The sequence below is a fragment of the Acidimicrobiales bacterium genome (genome assembly GCA_035546775.1).
GTDB lineage: Bacteria > Actinomycetota > Acidimicrobiia > Acidimicrobiales > JACCXE01 > JACCXE01.
This window is the reverse complement of record DASZWD010000040.1, coordinates 17,191-35,814: the sequence shown is the minus strand read 5'-3', so window position 1 is coordinate 35,814 and position 18,624 is coordinate 17,191. Positions and strand designations below refer to the sequence as shown.

Sequence of the window (18,624 nt, the reverse complement as noted above, 5' to 3'; positions counted from 1 at the left end):
CCATAACATGACGAACTCATGTTTTCGCCGCTGCCCAACGTGCCCGACCACAACGGGCTCGAGCTCGACGTGCTCGAGCTGTGGGCGCGCGCCGACACGTTCAACCGCTTGCGCCGCCAGAACCAGGACGGCCCCAAGTTCCGGTTCATCGACGGTCCCGTCACGGCGAACAAGACGCTGGCGGTGCACACCGCCTGGGGCCGCACGCTCAAGGACGTGTTCCAGAGGTACAAGGCGCTGCGCGGTTTTCACCAGCGATACCAGAACGGCTTCGACTGCCAGGGCCTGTGGATCGAGGTCGGCGTCGAGAAGGAACTCGGCCTCAACTCCAAGCGTGAAATCGAGGAGTACGGCCTCGAGGACTTCGCCCGGAAGTGCCGCGACGTCGTCGTGTGGTCGAGTAACGAGCTGACCAAGGGCTCGATCCGGCTCGGCCAGTGGATGGACTGGGGCAACGACTACTTCACGTTCTCCGACACCAACATCGAATACATCTGGCGCTTTCTCAAGATCGTGCACGAGCGCGACTGGCTCTACCGCGGTCACCGGGCGACGGAGTGGTGCCCGCGCTGCGGCACGTCGATCAGCGCACACGAACTCGCCGGCAGCTACGTCGACCGCACCGACCCGGCGCTGAGCGTGCGCTTCCCGCTCATCGAACGGCCGGGCGAGGCCGTCGTCATCTGGACGACCACGCCCTGGACGCTGCCGGCCAACGTGGCCGCGGCGGTCAACCCGAACGCCGACTACGGGCGCCTGCCCAACGGCGACTGGATCGCGGTGGCCCGCAGGGGCAGCAACGACGAGTTCGTCGAAGTGTTGAAGGGCGAGAACCTCGTCGGGCTCACGTATCACGGTCCCTTCGACGACATGGAGGGCAGCGCGGCGGGCAAGCACCGCGTGGTGGCGTGGGACGAAGTGGCGCTCGACGAGGGCACCGGCATCGTGCACATCGCGCCGGGCTGCGGTAGCGAGGACTTCGAGCTGGCCAAGGACGAAGACCTGCCGGTGATCACGCCCGTCGACGAAGCCGGCCGCTTCTATGCGCAGTTCGGTTGGCTCGCCGGTCGGCAGGCGCACGACGCCGCCGAGGACATCATCGCCGACCTGCGCGCCCGCGACATCCTCGTTGCCGCCGGCACCATCGAGCACCGTTACCCCGAGTGCTGGCGCTGCCACACACCTCTGATCTTCCGCATCTCCGACGACTGGTTCATCGCCCTCGACGAGCTGCGCCAGCCGCTGCGCGACGCCAACGCCAAGGTCGAGTGGACGCCCGACTACATGGGCCGCCGCATGGACGACTGGCTCGTCAACATGGCCGACTGGAACATCTCGCGGCGGCGCTACTACGGGCTGCCGCTGCCGTTCTATCCGTGCAGTTGCGGCGAACTCACCGTCGTCGGTTCGAAGGCAGAGTTGGCCCAACTCGCCACTACATCCCTCGACGGGCTCGAAGAACTCCGTCGCCCGTGGATCGACCGCGTGCCGATCGCGTGCCCGGCCTGCGGCCAGGAAGTGCAGCGCATTACCGAAGTCGGCGACGTGTGGCTCGACGCCGGCATCGTGCCGTTCTCGACGCTCGGCTGGATGAACGACGAGTACATCGAAGGCGGTTACGCCACGGGAGCCGCCGCCGGACTCACGCACGCCGACCTGCCGGACCACGAGTACTGGCAGGAATGGTTCCCGGCCGACTGGGTGTCGGAGATGCGCGAGCAGATCCGGCTGTGGTTCTACAGCCAGCTGTGCATGTCGGTGGTACTGACGGGCGAGGCGCCGTACCGCAAGGTGCTCGGCTACGAGAAAATGCTCGACGAGACCGGGCGCGAGATGCACGGCTCGTGGGGCAACATGATCGAAGCGCCCGACGCCTTCGAACGCATGGGCGCCGACGTCATGCGGTGGCAGTTCTCGATGCAGCCACCGAACCAGAACCTGCTGTTCGGGTTCGGCCCGGCGCACGAGATCCAGCGCAAGCTGCTGACGCTGTGGAACAGCGTCACGTTCTTCGTGCAGTACGCCAACATCGCCGGCTTCACGCCCACCGGATCGTTTGACGCGCCCACGACCAACCTCGAAGCGCTCGACGACTGGCTGATCGCCCGCACGCAGCAGCTCGTCGCCGAAGCCACCGACGGCTACGAAACGTACCTGTCGCCCAACGTGCTGCGCGCCTTCGAGGAGTTCGTCGAGGACCTGTCGAACTGGTACGTGCGCCGGTCGCGTAAGCGCTTCTGGAACGGCGACGACGCCGCGCTGTCGACGCTGTGGTTCGCGCTCGTCACCGCCCTGCGCGTGATCTCGCCGATCATGCCGTTCCTGGCCGAGCATCTGTGGCAGAACCTCGTCACCGGCGCCGTGCCTGACGCCGCTGATTCGGTATTCCTGGCCGGCTGGCCCGAGGTGGCGGTGCCCGACCAGGAGTTGCTCGACGAGGTGGCGGAGATGCGCGCCGTGGTCGAACTCGGCCGCGTGGCGCGATCGCAATCGGGCATCCGCAACCGCCAGCCGCTGCCGCGGTTGATCGTCGAGGGTGCGCGGCGCGCACAGCGCCACGCCGAGGAGATCGCGGCGGAGCTGCGCGTGAAGGAAGTGGTGTTCGGCCCGATCGAAGCGACCGAGTTGCGCGTTCGTCCGAACCTGCCGGTGCTCGGGCCGCGCCTGGGCAAGCAGCTGGGCGCGATCCGTGCCGCGTTGCAGAACGGCGAGTTCGAGGCGCTCGACGACGGCGCCTTCCGCGTCGCCGGCCACGACCTGTCAGCCGACGAGGTCCTCGTGGAGAAGACGCAGGCCGAGGGTTGGGTCATCGCCTCGAACGAAGGCGTGTCCGTCGGCCTCGACACCGCGATCGACGACCAACTCGCGCGCGAGGGCCGCGTCAACGACCTGGTGCACCACGTCAACGTGCAGCGCAAGGACGTGCTCAAGCTCGAGATCACGGACCGCATCACGCTCGAACTCGCGGCGAGCGACGCCGACTTGCTGGACTACGCCGAGCGGATCGCGGCCGAGACCCTGGCCGTGTCGGTATCCGTGGGCAGCGGCGACCTCGCGATCGCCAAGGTCACCGAGTAACTATTCGGCGGCCTTCTTGGTGGCCGCGGCCTTTTTGGCCGGAGCCTTCTTGGCCGGAGCCTTCTTGACGGCCGCGGCGGCCTTCTTGGCGGGCGCCGCCTTCTTCGCCGGAGCGGCCTTCTTGGCCGCCGGCGCCTTGGCCGGCGCCGCCTTCTTGGCGGGGGCCTTCTTGGCCGCCGGGGCCTTCTTGGCCGCCGGGGCCTTCTTCGCAGCCGGAGCCTTCTTGACCGGTGTCTTGGCGGCGGCCGGGGCGGGCGTGGGCGCCAGCAGTTCGTTGATCTTGTCGAGGATGGCGCCGCGATTGGCGCCGGCCTGCTCGTGGTCGCGCACGCGCTCGAGTTCGTCAGCGTAGAGCTGGGGCAGCAACGGCAGGATCTCGTTCGCCCGCAGGTCGTCGTAGTCCTCGATCGGGAACGGCTCCTCCTCTTCGACGGGCGGAAGACCGACGGCGATCTCCTCGACGACCGGCGACGCGATCGTCGGCTCCTCCTCGACCGGAAGCTGCTCGGCGAGCGCCGGGTTCTCACGCGCCGCGATCTCGCTGTCGATGCGGCGCAGCACGCTGGCGCGGGCCTTGCCCGCCTCTTCGCGCGCCCGCACCTGCCGCAGCTCGGTGGCCGAGAGGGCGCCGAGCATCGGGACGACTTCGGTGACGAGCAGCTCGTCGTAGTTGGCGATCGGGAAGCCCTCGTCGGCCGTCGCCAGCGGTTCGTCGAGCGGCGACGGACCCGCCGCCGCGGTGACCCGGGAAGCCCCCGCACTCCGGCCCGCGATGATCAGGATGACGGCAGCGGCGACGCTGCAACCAATCGACACGTAGATCAGCCCGACTGCGTCCTTGGCGAAGCCAAGCAGCAGTGTCACCGCGCTGACGATGACGAGTCCGATTGTTACCAAGAGCACCACGTGAGCATCCTCCGGGGGGTAGGCGCGGTCGGCGATGACTCTAGCCGTCCCTCACCGAAAGGCCAGGGTTAGGCGGATGCGTCAGCCAGCGAATTCGTCGTCGTCGCGGGGTCCCAGCGGCGACTGGTCGAGCATGGCGGCGCGCAGCTCGGCGAAGAACGGATCGTCATCCGCGTCGGCCGCCTCGAAGCTCGGCGGGGCGTTCACCCCCTGCTGGGCCCGGCTGAGAACGGCGGCATCACCGCTGGTCGTCGGCTCGGGCGCCGCCGCCGGGCCCGGGGCCGGGGCCGGGCGGGACGCACCTACAACCGGCTGGCCCTTGGGGGGCGTGTGCTTCGGATTGGGCAGCGGCGCCGCGACCGGCGCCGGCGTTGCCGCCTTCGGACGGGCCACGGCAGGCATCGGCGGCTCGGGTGCCGGCTCCGCCTTGGCCTGGGGCTGCGGTGCGGGGACCGGCCTCTCGCGCGGCGGCGTGTTCGTGCCCGCGGCACGCGCGGCGGCGAGCTTCTCCTGCGGCGGCGTGGGCAAGCTCACCGGTTTCGGCGTCGGCGCGTCGCCCGAGTCGCGCACGTTGTCGATGCGGTCAGCCACGTCGACCAGCGCGCGCTTGATGCGCGAACGCTCGCCGTCGAGCCATGAGGTCAACTGCTGAACCTCGCCGAAGAGTTGATCCCGCGCTGCCTGGAGCCGCTCGAGATCGGCGCGCAGTTCCTGCTGCGCCTGCTCGGCGAGCTGCGCCGAAGAGTCCTCGGCGCCCGCGATCATGCGCCGCGCCTTCTGCTCGGCGGCGCGCACGAGGCGTTCGGCTTCGGCCTTCGCTTCGTGGATGGCGAGATCGGCCGTGCGCTGCGCCAGCGCCAGCGTCCTGACCGCCTCGTCGGCTTTGGGCGCGACCTCCACGGGCGCGGCGGCGCGGGCGCGCTCGGTGGCGTCGCGCAAACGCGCCAGGAGCACTTCGAGGCCGCGTGCCACCGACTCGAGGAACTCATCGACGTCGTCTGGGTGGTAGCCGCGGAGCTTGTCCCGGAAGGTTGCGGATCGGAGGGTTTCCGGAGTCAAGTCCATGTGTTCGTTACCTAACTGCGTTGGCCAATAGTTCCAACCCGATGATGACGATCATCGGCGACAAGTCGAAGCCGCCCATCGGGGGAAGCGCCCGCCGCACCGGGCCGAGTACCGGCTCGGTCACGTTGTACAGCACGCTGTACACCGTCTCCATCGGGCTACCCCGGGAGATCGGAAACCAGCTGAGGATGATGCGAATGAAAACGACAATCGCGTAGAGATCGATGAGCCTCGCGAGCTGGGCCACCTACGCGTAGAGCCCGCGCTCGGCGAGACGAGCCTTTTCGTCCTCGGGCATCTCGATGTCCGCTGGCCGGAGCAAGTACACCTTGTTCGCCGTCTTCTCCATCTTGCCGAGCAATCCGGCTTGGAGCCCCGAAGCGAAGTCGACCATACGCCGCGTGAGGTCGTCGGGGACCGCCTGCAGGTTGACTAGCACGAAGTCGCCCTCGCGGGCGTGCGTCGCGATCTCTTCGGCGTCCTTGAACTCCTGCACCACCACGACGTGCACCTTGGGCGCCGCCTTGGGTGGAGCGACGGGGCGTACGACGGGACGCGGCATCACACCTTGCGGCAGCGGCGTCACCGTTTCGTCGCGTTGCAGCGTTCGCACCGCGCCCGCGCTGGGATCAGGGTCGGCCGTGCGGCCCACGCGCACCGGTCCGCTGGGGATCGGTTCGTCGTATGGCTCGAAGTCGTCGTAGTCGTCATCGGCAAGGCCAAGAAACGACATCGCCTTTTGAAAACGGCCCATTGTTCCTCCTCGAACGCTTCAGTCTACGTCGTCGCGCCTGTTGATTCGGGGCATTGGACGCGCGCCAAACAGCGCGGTTCCGACCCGAACCATCGTCGATCCGCAGGCAACGGCGACGTCGATGTCATCGGACATGCCGAGCGAGCGGACGGGCAAGCCCAACTCGTCTGCACAATGCACGACCGCGGTGAACCCGGGTCGTGCGGCGTCCGGTCCGCCGTGCGGACCGACCGCCATGAGCCCGCGCACGACCAAGCCGTCGGCTTGGAGGTCGCGCACGAGCGCGGGAACCGCGGCGAGGGAAGTGCCGCCGCGGTTGGGATCGTCGGTCAGGTTCACCTCGACCAGCACCGCCGCCCCGGGCGCATGGCGGGCGATCGCGGGGCCCAGTTGGGGTCGGTCGACCGACTGCCACAACGCGACGTAGCGCGCCACCTTGCCGATCTTGTTGCGTTGGATCTGGCCGAGGAAGTGCCAGCGCACGCGCGGGTCGTCGGCGCGCTGCGCCTTTTCCGCGAGGGCGTCGGCGCGATTCTCGCCGATGTCGAACAACCCGGCGGCGAGTGCCTCGACCACGGCGTCGTCGCGTTGTTGCTTCGTGACGGCCACGACGGTGACAGCGCCGGGATCACCGCCGGCGCGAGCAATCCGGTCGCGCAACGCTGCGAGGTTCTCGGCGACGCTCATGCCAGCCACGCGACGGTCGCCTGGCGCTGCTTGTCGGCGCGGGCGCGATATGACCAGTAGCCCGGTGTATGCGCGGTGCAGGCGTCTTCGGCGTGGACCAACCTCACGTCATTGCGCTCGAGACTCGCCCGCACCGCGGCGGGCAGGTCGAGCGCCGGTGTCCCCTGCGACGTGGCGCCGCGCACGCCCGCGCCGAGCGCATCGGCGATCGCTGCGAGGTCGTCTGCGCCGAACTCGTAGCACTCGGGATGGATGCAAGGCCCGAGCACGGCAGAGATGCCTTCGGCGTCGCGGGCGCGCATGATCGCCACCGTGGCGTCGACGACGCCGGCGACGAGTCCCTTCCACCCCGCGTGCACCACCGCGACGCACGGCAAGTTGTCGGCGACCAGCACGATCGGGGCGCAGTCGGCGGTCACGACGGCGACCGCAGCGCCGGGCACGAACGCGACCGCGGCGTCGGCTGCGGCGCCCGCGTACGCGCCGGGTTCGTCGACGGACACGACTTCGCGTCCGTGTTGCTGGCGCAGCCACGTCCAGGGACCGGCGAACACAGAACGACGCCGCGCGGTGAGCGCGGCGTCGTCTGTTGCGTCCGGCGGGGAGAAGTCGCCGTCAGACGTCTGAGTAAATCGAATCTCGGCCGCGCCCAACTTCACGTAACTGGGCGCACCGTTATTTCAGGAAGCTGGGAACGTCGAACTCGTCGTCGCCCTCGTCGTCGAAGTCATCGCGTGCGGAAAGACCGAGACCGCGACCGCTCTCGCCGAGGCCACCGCGCTTGTCGTCCCACCGCTCGAAGCCCGCGGCGATGACGGTGACCTGCACTTCGTCGCCCATGGCGTCGTCGACCACGGTGCCGAAGATGATGTTGGCGTCGGGGTGCGCGTGCTCGTGCACGATGCCCGCCGCCGACTGCACCTCGAACAGACCCAGATCGCTGCCGCCCTTGATGTTGAGCAGGATGCCGCGAGCGCCTTCGATCGAGGCTTCGAGCAGCGGGCTGGTGATGGCGCTGCGGGCGGCGACGGTGGCGCGGTCGTCGCCGGACGCGGTGCCGATACCCATGATGGCGGTACCGGCGTTGCTCATGACCGCCTTCACGTCGGCGAAGTCGGTGTTGATGAGGCCCGGCGTCGTGATGAGGTCGGTGATGCCCTGCACGCCTTGCAGCAGGACTTCGTCGGCCACCTTGAATGCGTTGACCATCGAGGTCTTGTCGTTCGACACCGTGAGCAGCCGGTCGTTGGGGATGGTGATGAGCGTGTCGACCTTCTCGCGCAGCTTCTGGATCCCCGACTCTGCTCGCACGGCGCGCTGACGGCCTTCGAAGCCGAACGGACGGGTTACGACTCCGATCGTCAGCGCGCCGAGCGACTTGGCAATCTCCGCCACGACGGGCGCGCCACCGGTACCGGTGCCGCCACCCTTGCCGGCGGTGATGAAGACCATGTCCGCGCCCTTGAGCATCTCCTCGATCTCGTCGCGGTGCTCTTCGGCGGCCTGGCGGCCGATCTCGGGATCGGAGCCGGCGCCGAGGCCGCGGGTGAGCTGGCGGCCGATGTCGAGCTTGACGTCGGCGTCGCTCATCAGGAGTGCCTGGGCATCGGTGTTGATGGCGATGAACTCCACGCCCTTCAGCCCGGCGTCGATCATGCGGTTGACCGCATTGACGCCACCGCCGCCGATGCCGACCACTTTGATGACGGCGATGTAGTTCTGCGTTGCACCGGGCATAGGTCCCGATTCCTCCTGGATTCTTAGGGAAGTACGCCCGAGTTCCCCAGCAAAACCCTCAACCTCAACCTCAAGGTCAGTGTTATGTCAAGCTCTCGTGGCGGTCGAGACATTAGCGTTGACCGCCGGAAGTTTCAAGGTTTGGTGTGGGTTACGGCCGGAGATTGCGGCACGCGCACGTCGATCACCGTGCCGGGAGCGTGCTGTGCAGCCAGGACGGCCTCGGCGGCGGCGAGCTTGTCCTGCACGCCCGTGGCTTCGCCCAGCCGCACGGTGACCGGCCCGTGCAGGGTGAGCTCGTAGGTGGGCGGCGACCCGGCGAGGCGGTGCACCGACTCCACCTGGGCCGCCAGGCCCTTGGACAACGCCGCCAGGATGCGGACGGCGCCGAGCACCGCCGGCTTCACCGTCTGTCCCGGGCCCGGCACCTTGTCCCCCGGCGCCAGGGTGATGGCGTAGGTGTGGTCGGGCGGGGTCTTGACCGTGGCGAGCACGCGGCCGGTGCCGTCGACGACGGCGACGCCGTTGGGCACTCCGATCACCCCGAGGGCGGTGCGCTCGGTCACGCGGATGCGCACGGTGTTAGGCCACTTGCGGGTTACCTCGGCGTGCTCGATCCACGGCAGGCGCTCGGCGCGCTGCGCCAGGGCGAACCGGTCGAGCGAGATCATCGGAGCGCCGCGGTGCTCGAGGCCGGTGGCGACCAGCAGGCTGGCGACGCTGGTGTGCTCAGCGCCGGAGACCTGCACACGCTTGACGGCCATCACCGGCGACACCAGCAGGCCGACAAGGGCTCCGACCACGACCACGATCCCGGCGACGGTCGTGAGCCGTCGCCGGCGCCGGCGCGTGGCGTCGGCGCGCACCTGCGCCCGGCGCTTGGCGACGCGCGGGTCGACCTTTGGCGGGCTCACGGTTCGCTGAACCCGATCATCCGCACCTCGGTGCGCAACGCGACGCCGGTCGCCGCCAGCACGCGGCGCTGCACCTCGCGAATCAGTGCGTGCACATCGTCGGCCGAACCGTCTCGGTCGGCCTGGATGAAGTTGGCGTGCTTGGGCGACACTTCGGCGCTGCCGATGCGCAGACCTTTCAGCCCGCAGGCGTCGATGATGCGCCCGGCGCTGTCGCCTTCGGGATTGGTGAAGATCGACCCGGCGTTCTGGCCACCGGGTTGGTTCTCGCGCCGCCAGCGCACGATCTCGGCGATCTTCGCCTCGGCCGCGCCCGGCGCGACGGGATGGACGTTGAAGACCGCCTCGGTGACGACGTGGGCCGTACCAACCGCCGTGTGCCGGTACGTCGCCGAGAGCTGGTCGACCGACCGCTCGCCGTCGGGGCCACCGCGCAGGTCGACAAAGCTCCACGACCGCAGACACGAGGCAACGTCGGAGCCGTGACCACCGGCGTTCATCCGCACCGCGCCGCCGACGGTTCCGGGAATGCCGACGGCCCACTCGAGTCCCCCGACGTCGAGTGCCGCGGCCCGGCGCGCCACCTCGGGGAAGGAACGCCCACCCCCGGCGCGCACGTAGTTGTCGTCGGTACCGGTGACGACCTGCACGTCGGCGAGGGCGTCCTCGAGCGTGACGGCGATGCCGCCGAAGCCGGCGTCGGCCACGAGCATGTTCGAGCCCTTACCGACAACCAGCACGTCGATGTTCGTCTCCATCACCGCCGTGCGTACGCGTCGTAGATCGCTCAACTCACGCGCCACGACGAACAACGCAGCGTTCCCGCCGACGCGGTAGGTCGTGCGCGCCCCGAGCGGTGCGTCGCGTGTCGTGAGCGGGCCGAGAACCTTGGCCGCCGCGTCGACGGCGGAGATCGTCACGGGATCGCGGCGACTTCGTCGGGCACCGAAGTCAGGTCACCCGCCGACAGCAGCAGACACAGCTCACCCGGCTGCATGACTCCCACCAGGTGCTCGGCGAGGTCGGCGCGGCCCGGTAGCCACGTGACGCCGAGGTCGGGATTCGCCGCCCGCACCGCCTCGACGATCAAGTGCCCGGTGACCCCCGGCACCGGCGCCTCGCGCGACCCGTAGATGTCGGTGACGATGACGTGATCGGCACCGTCGAACGCGTGGGCGAACTGCGGCGCCAGCAGCTGCGTGCGCGAGTACAGGTGCGGTTGGAACACGGCGACGATGCGCTCCCACTTGCCGTCGCGCGCCGCCGCGATAGCAACGGCAACCTCGTCGGGTAGGTGGGCGTAGTCGTCGACGTAGTCGACACCGCGGTACGTGCCCCGGAACTGGAAGCGCCGCGCCACGCCGGTGAAGCGCGACAGCGCCCGCTGGGTGGCGTCGACCGGGACGCCCAGTTCGAGCGCCATGGCGGTGGCGACCGCCGCGTTGCGCACGTTGTGCAGCCCCGGCGTCGGCATGGTGTAGTTCCCGAGCGCGTGGCCGCCGCGCCGGAGGCGGAACCGAACGGTGGAACGCTCGCGTTCGATTTGGTCGACGGTGTAGCGGCTGTGCTCGTCGAGACCGACCGAGATCACGTTGCGCGCCCCCTCCACCAACTCGAGCAGGTCGGGTGCGTCTCCGACGACGACCGGACCATCGGTCTCGCGGGCAAAGCGGGCGAAGGCGTCGCGCACGGCGTCGTAGTCGCCGTAGAAGTCGAGGTGGTCGGCGGCGACGTTGGTGATGATCGCCGCCTGGCGCGGCAGTTGGAGGAACGTGCCGTCACTCTCGTCGGCTTCGACGACGAACCACTTTCCGGTGCCCCACACGCCGCCGCCGCCGATCTCGTTGACCTCGCCGCCGATGATGAACGACGGGTTCCATCCGGCTTCGACGAGCATGAGCGCCAGCATCGAGGTGGTCGTCGTCTTGCCGTGGGTGCCGGCGACGGCGATCGTGGCCCGCTGGGCACAAATGGCAGCGAGCATCTCGGCGCGTGTGTAAACGGGTATCGAAGCGGCGCGCGCCGCGACGACTGCGGGATTCGTGTCGCGAATGGCGGTGCTCACCGTCACCGCGTCGGCGCCGGCGATCTCGTCGCTCGTGTGGCCGACGCGCGTGGCCACGCCGGCCGCGCCGATACGCGCCAGCACCGCGCTGTCGCGGGCGTCGGAACCGCTGACGGTGTGGCCCATCGCCGTGAGCACGGTGGCAATGGCCGACATGCCGGCGCCGCCGATACCGACGACGTGGATGTGCTGGGGACGTTCGAGGTCGATCACCGGCTCGGCTTCGCCGAGGCGGGGCGTCGCTGCCGCGCCACGTTCACGAGGATGCCCGCCGCCGCCATGCCGAAGATCGTCGAGGTGCCGCCGAGCGACACGAACGGCAGCGGCACACCCGTCACGGGCAGCACGCCAACGACCGCGGCCATGTTCAGCGCCGCCTGTCCGACGAGCCACGCGGTGATGCCACCGGCGACGAGCGCGCCGAACGCGTCGGGCGCGCGCGTGGCGGCCCGGATGCCGAACACCGCGAGCGCCACGAACAACGCCACGACGCCGATCGAGCCGAACAGCCCGAGCTCCTCGCCGATGATCGCGAAGATGAAGTCCGTGTGGGCGTTGGGCAAGAAGCCCCACTTCGACTTGCTGGCGCCGAGACCGACGCCGCGGACGCCGCCCGAGCCGAGGCCGACGAGCGCCTGTACCTGCTGGTAACCGCTACCGCTCGCCGACTTGAACGGGTCGGCGAAGGACAACAAGCGCTCACGGCGGTACGGCTCGAAGATGGCAACGAACGTGCCGACGACGCCGATACCACCGAGGCCGGCGAGCAACGGCTTGAGCGGGATGCCGCCGAGGATGAGGACCGCCAGCACGGTGCCGAGGATGATCATGCCGGTGCCCATGTCGGGCTCGCCCATTACGAGCACGAGCGCCACGAGCGTGACGCCACCGATCACGTACAGCGGCGCCGGGCCCTCCCGCTGCGGTGGATGCCGGGCGAGGATGTCGGCAGAGAAGAGGATCAGCGCCAGCTTCGCCAGCTCGGAGGGCTGGAACTGGAGCGGTCCCACGCCGAGCCAGCGGCGGGCGCCGTAGGCCGTCTGTCCGAGTCCGGGCACCAGCACGCACGCCATGAGGAACAACACGACGGCTACGGCTGGGGCGGCGAACTTGCGCCACACGTGGTAGTCGACGCGGGCCGTGAGCCAAAGCGCCACGCCGCCGAGGCCGACGTAGATCGCCTGGCGGACGAAGAAGTACCACGACGATCCGTAAGTACGCAGGGCGTCGACCGACGAGGCGGACAGCACCATGACGAGTCCGACGACACACAACGCGGCGATGACGACGAGCAGCGGACGTCCGGGGTCGACGCCCGCGTCGGGACGCGGCGCCTTGGCGCGCAGGTCGCGCGCGGTCTTCACGCCGTTGCCCCCGCGTGCTCGCGCACGGCACGGGCGAAGTCGTCGCCACGCTGCGCGTAGTCGCGGTACGCGTCCCACGACGTGCACGCCGGCGACAGCAACACCGCGTCGCCGACCCGCGCTTCCTCCGCGGCGGCGGCCACCGCTTCGTCCATCGACGCGGCCATGCGCACCGGCCGCACACCGTCGAAGGCGTGCACGACTTCGCCTGCGGCGGCGCCGATGGCGATGACGGAGCGCACGTGCGCGGCGCCTTCAGCCAGCACCGAAAGGTCGAGTCCCTTGTTCTTGCCGCCGGCGATCAACACGGCGGAGGAAAAGGCGCGCAGCGCGGTGAGCACGGACGCGGGCGTCGTGGCCTTCGAATCGTCGAAATACGGCACCCCACCAATGTGGCCTACCAGCTCGATCCGGTGAGGGAGCCCCCGGAACTCCCGCAGCACGCGGGCGCAGACGTCGGCGTCGACGCCGACGGCCAAGGCGGCGCACGCCGCGCTCAGTCCGTTGGTGATCTCGTGAGGGAACGGCCGCGCCATGTCCGCGACCGCACCGAGGTCTTCGCCCTGAGGGCCGCGCAACCGGCCCTCGACGACGTGCGCGTCACCCGCCTCGACGCCGAAGGTGACGGCACGCGACTTGACGACGTGGGCGGCCGCCATCACGACCGGATCCTCGGCGTTGAGCACCGCGACGTCGGCTTCGGTCTGGTTGGCGAAGATCTGCGCCTTCGAGCCGACGTAATGCTCGAGGTTCGGGTGCCAGTCGAGATGGTCGGGCGTGAGGTTCGTCCACACCGCCACGAGTGGATGAAACGCCGAGCCGACGTCGGCGAGCTGAAAGCTCGACATCTCCACCACGTAGAACTCCGCCGGTTCCTCGACGGCGTCGAGGATCGGGAAGCCGACGTTGCCCGTTTCGATCGCGGTGCGACCGGAGGCGTTCAGCATCTCGGTGATCAGACGCACGACGGTGCTCTTCCCGTTGGTACCGGTGACGGCGATCATCGGCGTGCTCGTTCGCCGCGCCGCCAACTCGACGTCGCCCACCATCGGCTTGCCGGCGGCGTCGGCCGCGGCGCGCAACGGATGCGCGAGGGGAAAGCCAGGGCTCACGACGACGGCGTCGACGTCGGGCAACACAGCCGCGGCGAACGCCGCGGTCGAACCGACGCGCGCGACGCCGAACTCCTCGGCGACGCGCCGCGCAGTGGCTTCGTCGTCGTCGTAGCCGTAGACCTCGTCGCCGTCGCGACGCGCCATGCGGATGACGGACTGGCCCGTACGCGCCAACCCGGCCACGAGCAGCTTCATCAGTCGATCCCGCCGTGGGTGATGAACGTGGCGTAGAAGAGACCCAGCGCCAGCGCGGTGGTCATGGCCACGAAGATCCAGAAGCGAATGGTGATGGCCGTCTCCGCCCAGCCGCCGAGGTCGAAGTGATGATGGATCGGCGCCATGCGGAAGATGCGCTTCTTGGTCAGCTTGTAGCCCGTCACCTGCAGCATCACCGAGAGGCTTTCGATCACGTACAGCGCGCCGATGAGGGGCAGCAGCAACTGCGTGCTCGTCATCAAGGCTAGAGAGCCCAGGCCCGCGCCGATGCCGAGGGCGCCGACGTCGCCCATGAAAATTTTCGCCGGGGCCGCGTTCCACCACAGGAACCCGGTGCACGCCCCCATCATCGAAGCGGCGACGAGCGCCAGGTCGAGCGCTTGGGGCACGTGGTAGTACCCGACGTGACGGAACTCCCAGAAGCCGATCACCACGAACGCGGCGAAGCAGACAGCGGCCGAACCCGCAGCGAGGCCATCGAACCCGTCGGCGAGGTTCACCCCGTTGGTGGTCCCGGCGATCATGAACACCGCCAGCGCCACCCACCCGATGCGGCCGAGGTGCCACCCAGGTCGGTTGTAGCTGACAAACGAGAGCGTGGTGTGCACATCGGCGACGCGGATGGCCAGTACGGCGAATGTGACGGCGACGATGAGGAGCCCGACCATCTTGGTGCGGGCGCGCAGCCCGAGGTTGCGGTCGTTGCGGACCTTGATGAAGTCGTCGAGGAAGCCGACGAACGCCGCGCCGATCACGACCGCCATGGTGAGCAGACCACCCCAGGTGAAGATCGTCCCCTCGCGCACGTGGGCGACCGCGTAGCCCGCCGCTGCGCCGGCCACGATCATCACGCCGCCCATCGTCGGCGTGCCCTGCTTGTGCGCGTGCATCTCGAGGAGTTCTTCTTGGATCGGCTGGCCGATGCCGCGCGCCGCGAGCGCGCGAATGAACAGGGGCATGCCGAGCAGGGGCACGGCGAGCGACACCGCCCCAGCAATGAGGAGTGCGACCACTTAGCGGGCGAGCTCCCTCAGCACGTCACGCGCCACCGCACGGTCGTCGAAGGGCAACACCTCGTTGCCGATCGTCTGCGTGGTCTCGTGGCCCTTGCCGGCGATGAGCACAACGCCACCCGGCGCGGCATGCGTGATCGCTTCGCGGATCGCCGCGGCACGATCGACTTCGACGATGACCCGAGATGGGTCGCGCAGCCCCGATTGCATCTCGTCAAGAATCGCACGCGGATCCTCGGATCTTGGGTTATCCGAGGTCAGGACGACGCGATCGGCCATCTGCTCCGCCACCGCCGCCATCAGCGGACGCTTGGCGCGATCACGATCGCCACCGCAGCCGATGACGATGGTGACCTCGCCGTCCTGCCTGACGGTGCCTCGCGCCGCCCGCAGCGCAACCTCGACGCCGTCGGGCGTGTGTGCGTAGTCCACGACCACCGCAAACGGTTGCCCCATGTCGACGTATTCGAAACGGCCGGGCACCGAACGCAACGACGACAGCCCGTCGAGCACGGCCTGGGCGGTGAGGCCGAGCACTTCGCCTACGTTCGCGGCAACCACGGCGTTCGCGACGTTGTGTTCCCCGGCGAGGTGCAGCACTCCGGTCGCACCGTTCCAGCGAATCGCCTCGCCTTCGATGCTGAAGTCGCGGCGCGTGCACCGCACGACGTCGAGGTCGTTTTGCTCGGCCATACCGGCCAGACGCGTGCCCCACTCGTCGTCGACGCAGATCACTGCGGCGCGGGCGCGCTCACGGGTGAACAACATGGCCTTGGCCGCGAAGTAGTCCTCCATCGTGCCGTGGAGGTCGAGGTGGTCCTGGCTGAGGTTGGTGAAGGCAGCGACGTCGTAGACGATCTCGTCGACGCGCCGCGCCACCAGGGCTTGCGAAGAGACCTCCATCGCGACCGCGGCGAAGTCGTCGTCGCGGAAGCCGGCGAGTATTGCTTGCAGATCCGATGACTCGGGAGTGTTCGGCGGAGCGCCCGGCACGTGGGCCGACAGCGTGCCGACAGTGGCGGTGCGGACGTCGTTGGCGTCGAGGATCGCTTGGATCATCGCCACCGTCGTCGTCTTGCCGTTGGTACCGGTGACGCCGACCATGGTCATCGCGTCAGCGGGGTGATCCCAGAAGTTGGCGGCGGACCGCGCCATGGCGCGGCGCGTGTTGCGCACGACGATCTGGGCGACGTCGAGCGGCAGCGCGCGTTCGCACAACAGCGCGGCCGCGCCGGCGCGCACCGCACCGGCGGCGAAGTCGTGACCGTCGACCGACGCGCCGGTCAGACACACGAAGAGCGAACCGGCCTGCACGCGCCGCGAGTCGTGCGTGACGCCGACGACGTCGGGATCGTCGCCGATCACCTCGAGGGCGTCGAGTCCGCGGACTACCTCTGAGAGCAGCACGGGACCGAAGTCGTAGTCGCGCCGATCGGCACGTCCCCGTCGCCCTGTGTCACTTGTGCCGTGGCAACCGTGGGCGCCGGCGCCGCGGCCGCCGCTGTCGACGACGGGGCGACGCGCAAGTCGCGCAGCGCGGCGCGGGCCAGTTCCGAGAACACCGGCGCGGCGACGAGACCACCGAAGATCGGCTGCGGCTCGTCGAGCATCACGATGGTGCTGATCGCCGGGTGATCGGCCGGCGCGAAGCCGGCGAAGCTCGACATGTAGGCGCCGTCGATGTAGCCCTTGCCCCCGGGCGCAGGCTTGCGTGCCGTGCCGGTCTTTCCGGCGACGCGGTAGCCCGGGATCTGCGCCAGCGTTCCGGTCCCGGACTTCACCACCTCTTCAAGCATGGCGGTTACCGCGGTCGCCGTAGAGACCGACACGGCACGGCGAGCGCGCGCCGCCGGCACGGCGTGGCGTACGCCGTTGCCGTCGACGGTGGCGCGCACGAGACGCGGCGGCACGTACATGCCGCCGTTGGCGACGGCGTTGTACGCCGCCAGCATCTGGAGGGCGGAGACCGACACGCCCTGACCGATCGGGATCGAGCCCATGTCCGTGCTGTACCAACTCGAAACGGGCCGCAGCAGGCCCGCGGATTCACCCGGGAAGCCAATGCCCGTCTTGACTCCGAAGCCGAAGTCCGACAAGTAGTCGCCGAGCCGCTGAGCGCCCAGGCGCTGGGCAATCATGATCGTTCCGATGTTCGACGACTCGCGCATGATGTCGGTCGGGCCCCAGTTGACGACGGCGTGTGGATCGTGGTCGGTGAATACGTGGTTACCGACCTTGTAGTGATCCGGCACGTTGAAGCGGTCCGTCACCTTGATGGCGTTGTCCTCGAGCGCGCCGGCGATCGTGATGAGTTTGTTGACCGAGCCGGGCTCGTACACGTCGGTCACCGCCGAGTTGCGCGCCGCCTGCACGACCTTGCCGGTCTTCTCGTCCGTGTGAAGGTTGGCCATCGCCATGATGTCGCCCGTCTGGGTGTTCATGACGACGGCGACGCCGCCCTTGGCGTGCGACGACACGATCTCGTCGGACAGCAACCGCTCGGCGTCGTACTGGAGGCCGCGGTCGATGGTGAGCTCTAGGTCGTTGCCCGGCACGCTCGGTGTGACCTTCTTCTCGCCCGACGCGATGCGCCGCATGTGACGGTCGGCGTCGACGGTGATCGTGCCCGGTTTGCCGGCAAGCGTCGATTCGTACTGGCGCTCGATGCCGCCGAGGCCGTCGTTGTCGAGGCCGACAGCGCCGAGCAGCGGCGCGGCCAGGTCTCCGGCAGGACGCATGCGCGCCGACTCGTCGGTCTCGGCGACGCCCGCCAGGTGCAGATCCTTCACTTTGCGCGCCGTAGCGTCGTCGACCTTGCGCGCCAGGTACACGAAACGCCCCGGTTTGGTGAGCGACGTCTGCAGTTGCTTGATCGGCATGTTCAGGATCGGCGACAGCGCCTTGGCGGCGGCGAGTGGGTCCTCGATCAGGGTCGGGTCGGCGTAGATCGTCGTGCGGTCGATCGACAGCGCCAGGTCGCGCCCGTTGCGGTCGAGGATGCTCCCCCGCGTTGCCGCCAAGTTGATCGTGTGGCGCGTCTGGTTGACCGAGAGCGCTTCGAAGCGGTCGTGCTGCACGCCCTGCACGTACACCAGCTTCACCACCACCACCGACAGCACGAGGAACAACGCCAGCGCCAAGGCCATGACGCGTCCGGCCGACGGCATGGGCTCGCCCACCTGATAGCGACGGATGGCGCGATCGCGCACGACTGGGCGCGTCCGCGTCTGCGGGCGCGGCCGTACCGCCCGACGGTCGTCGAGGGCGATCGTCACTTCTGGGCGAGCTCGGCTTTGACGAGGCGCCAGTCGGGAGCGTCGGTGACGTGGTCGTCGGTGTCGACGGGATCGTCGGCCACCGGCGGGACGTAGTTGACCTTGGCCGGCTCGATCATGCCGAGGCGGTTGTGGGCGGCGGCGACGATGCGCTCGGGCGATTCGAGCTCGGCCACCTGATAGCGCAGCTTCTCGTAGCGCTGCTGCGCGGCGTCGACGCGACGGTTGAGCTTGTCGAGCCGGTCCTGGTTCTGGGCCACGATCACCTGCGAGATGGCGACGCCGAAGGCGAGCGCGATCGTGATCGTGGTGCACATCGTCACGAGCAGGCGCCGCCGCTGACGCGCCGACGTGCGGCGGGCCCGGGCCTGCTTGGGAAGGACGCGCAACTGCGCATCCCGCGATGGACGCGGGGAGCGCGTGGACGGACGCGCT

Annotated in this window: 17 protein-coding genes; 1 reads left to right on the top strand and 16 read right to left on the bottom strand. The window is 69.1% G+C overall.

Annotated elements, in window-relative coordinates; translation table 11 throughout:
- Positions 1-18 precede the first annotated feature (18 nt).
- Positions 19-3,078: an isoleucine--tRNA ligase gene (gene ileS / locus VHC63_09620; GenBank protein HVV36847.1), complete on the top strand. Its 3,060-nt coding sequence runs from the start codon at positions 19-21 to the stop codon at positions 3,076-3,078.
- Here the strand turns inward: ileS and VHC63_09615 are convergent, their stop codons facing one another.
- The 16 genes from VHC63_09615 to VHC63_09540 all read right to left on the bottom strand — a co-directional run bounded on the left by VHC63_09615 (position 3,079) and on the right by VHC63_09540 (position 18,578).
- On the bottom strand, positions 3,079-3,981 hold the full coding sequence (locus VHC63_09615) for a hypothetical protein (GenBank protein ID HVV36846.1): 903 nt from the start codon (positions 3,979-3,981) through the stop codon (positions 3,079-3,081). It lies immediately after the preceding gene.
- Between the two features lie 84 nt (positions 3,982-4,065).
- Positions 4,066-5,049 (bottom strand): DivIVA domain-containing protein, encoded by a 984-nt coding sequence (locus VHC63_09610; protein HVV36845.1) that lies wholly within the window; start codon positions 5,047-5,049, stop codon positions 4,066-4,068.
- A 7-nt stretch (positions 5,050-5,056) separates the two neighbouring features.
- Positions 5,057-5,296 carry a YggT family protein gene (locus tag VHC63_09605; GenBank protein ID HVV36844.1) on the bottom strand — a complete coding sequence of 80 codons (240 nt, stop codon included), beginning with the start codon at positions 5,294-5,296 and terminating at the stop codon, positions 5,057-5,059.
- Positions 5,297-5,803, bottom strand: a complete 507-nt coding sequence (gene sepF / locus VHC63_09600; protein HVV36843.1) for a cell division protein SepF — start codon at positions 5,801-5,803, stop codon at positions 5,297-5,299.
- 18 nt (positions 5,804-5,821) lie between these two features.
- Positions 5,822-6,490 (bottom strand): YggS family pyridoxal phosphate enzyme, encoded by a 669-nt coding sequence (locus tag VHC63_09595; GenBank protein ID HVV36842.1) that lies wholly within the window; start codon positions 6,488-6,490, stop codon positions 5,822-5,824.
- Positions 6,487-7,044, bottom strand: coding sequence for a polyphenol oxidase family protein (locus VHC63_09590; GenBank protein HVV36841.1), 558 nt, complete (start codon positions 7,042-7,044; stop codon positions 6,487-6,489). Before VHC63_09590 ends, VHC63_09595 begins: the two co-directional genes overlap by 4 nt.
- 121 nt (positions 7,045-7,165) lie before the next feature.
- The gene (ftsZ, locus tag VHC63_09585) at positions 7,166-8,227 is read right to left on the bottom strand and encodes a cell division protein FtsZ (protein HVV36840.1); all 1,062 of its coding nucleotides are present in this window, start codon (positions 8,225-8,227) and stop codon (positions 7,166-7,168) included.
- Positions 8,228-8,361: 134 nt separating this feature from the next.
- Complete coding sequence (locus tag VHC63_09580; GenBank protein ID HVV36839.1) at positions 8,362-9,141, bottom strand: FtsQ-type POTRA domain-containing protein; 780 nt, start codon at positions 9,139-9,141, stop codon at positions 8,362-8,364.
- Positions 9,138-10,061: a UDP-N-acetylmuramate dehydrogenase gene (murB, locus tag VHC63_09575; GenBank protein ID HVV36838.1), complete on the bottom strand. Its 924-nt coding sequence runs from the start codon at positions 10,059-10,061 to the stop codon at positions 9,138-9,140. The genes VHC63_09580 and murB overlap by 4 nt, the downstream gene beginning before the upstream one ends.
- The gene (murC, locus tag VHC63_09570) at positions 10,058-11,419 is read right to left on the bottom strand and encodes a UDP-N-acetylmuramate--L-alanine ligase (GenBank protein ID HVV36837.1); all 1,362 of its coding nucleotides are present in this window, start codon (positions 11,417-11,419) and stop codon (positions 10,058-10,060) included. The genes murB and murC overlap by 4 nt, the downstream gene beginning before the upstream one ends.
- Complete coding sequence (gene ftsW, locus VHC63_09565; protein HVV36836.1) at positions 11,416-12,570, bottom strand: putative lipid II flippase FtsW; 1,155 nt, start codon at positions 12,568-12,570, stop codon at positions 11,416-11,418. Before ftsW ends, murC begins: the two co-directional genes overlap by 4 nt.
- Complete coding sequence (gene murD / locus VHC63_09560) at positions 12,567-13,880, bottom strand: UDP-N-acetylmuramoyl-L-alanine--D-glutamate ligase (GenBank protein HVV36835.1); 1,314 nt, start codon at positions 13,878-13,880, stop codon at positions 12,567-12,569. The genes ftsW and murD overlap by 4 nt, the downstream gene beginning before the upstream one ends.
- Positions 13,880-14,914 (bottom strand): phospho-N-acetylmuramoyl-pentapeptide-transferase, encoded by a 1,035-nt coding sequence (gene mraY / locus VHC63_09555; GenBank protein ID HVV36834.1) that lies wholly within the window; start codon positions 14,912-14,914, stop codon positions 13,880-13,882. Before mraY ends, murD begins: the two co-directional genes overlap by 1 nt.
- Complete coding sequence (locus tag VHC63_09550; protein ID HVV36833.1) at positions 14,915-16,321, bottom strand: UDP-N-acetylmuramoyl-L-alanyl-D-glutamate--2,6-diaminopimelate ligase; 1,407 nt, start codon at positions 16,319-16,321, stop codon at positions 14,915-14,917.
- Positions 16,303-18,189 (bottom strand): penicillin-binding protein 2, encoded by a 1,887-nt coding sequence (locus VHC63_09545; GenBank protein ID HVV36832.1) that lies wholly within the window; start codon positions 18,187-18,189, stop codon positions 16,303-16,305. Before VHC63_09545 ends, VHC63_09550 begins: the two co-directional genes overlap by 19 nt.
- The gene (locus VHC63_09540) at positions 18,186-18,578 is read right to left on the bottom strand and encodes a septum formation initiator family protein (GenBank protein HVV36831.1); all 393 of its coding nucleotides are present in this window, start codon (positions 18,576-18,578) and stop codon (positions 18,186-18,188) included. Before VHC63_09540 ends, VHC63_09545 begins: the two co-directional genes overlap by 4 nt.
- Between the last annotated feature and the right edge of the window lie 46 nt (positions 18,579-18,624).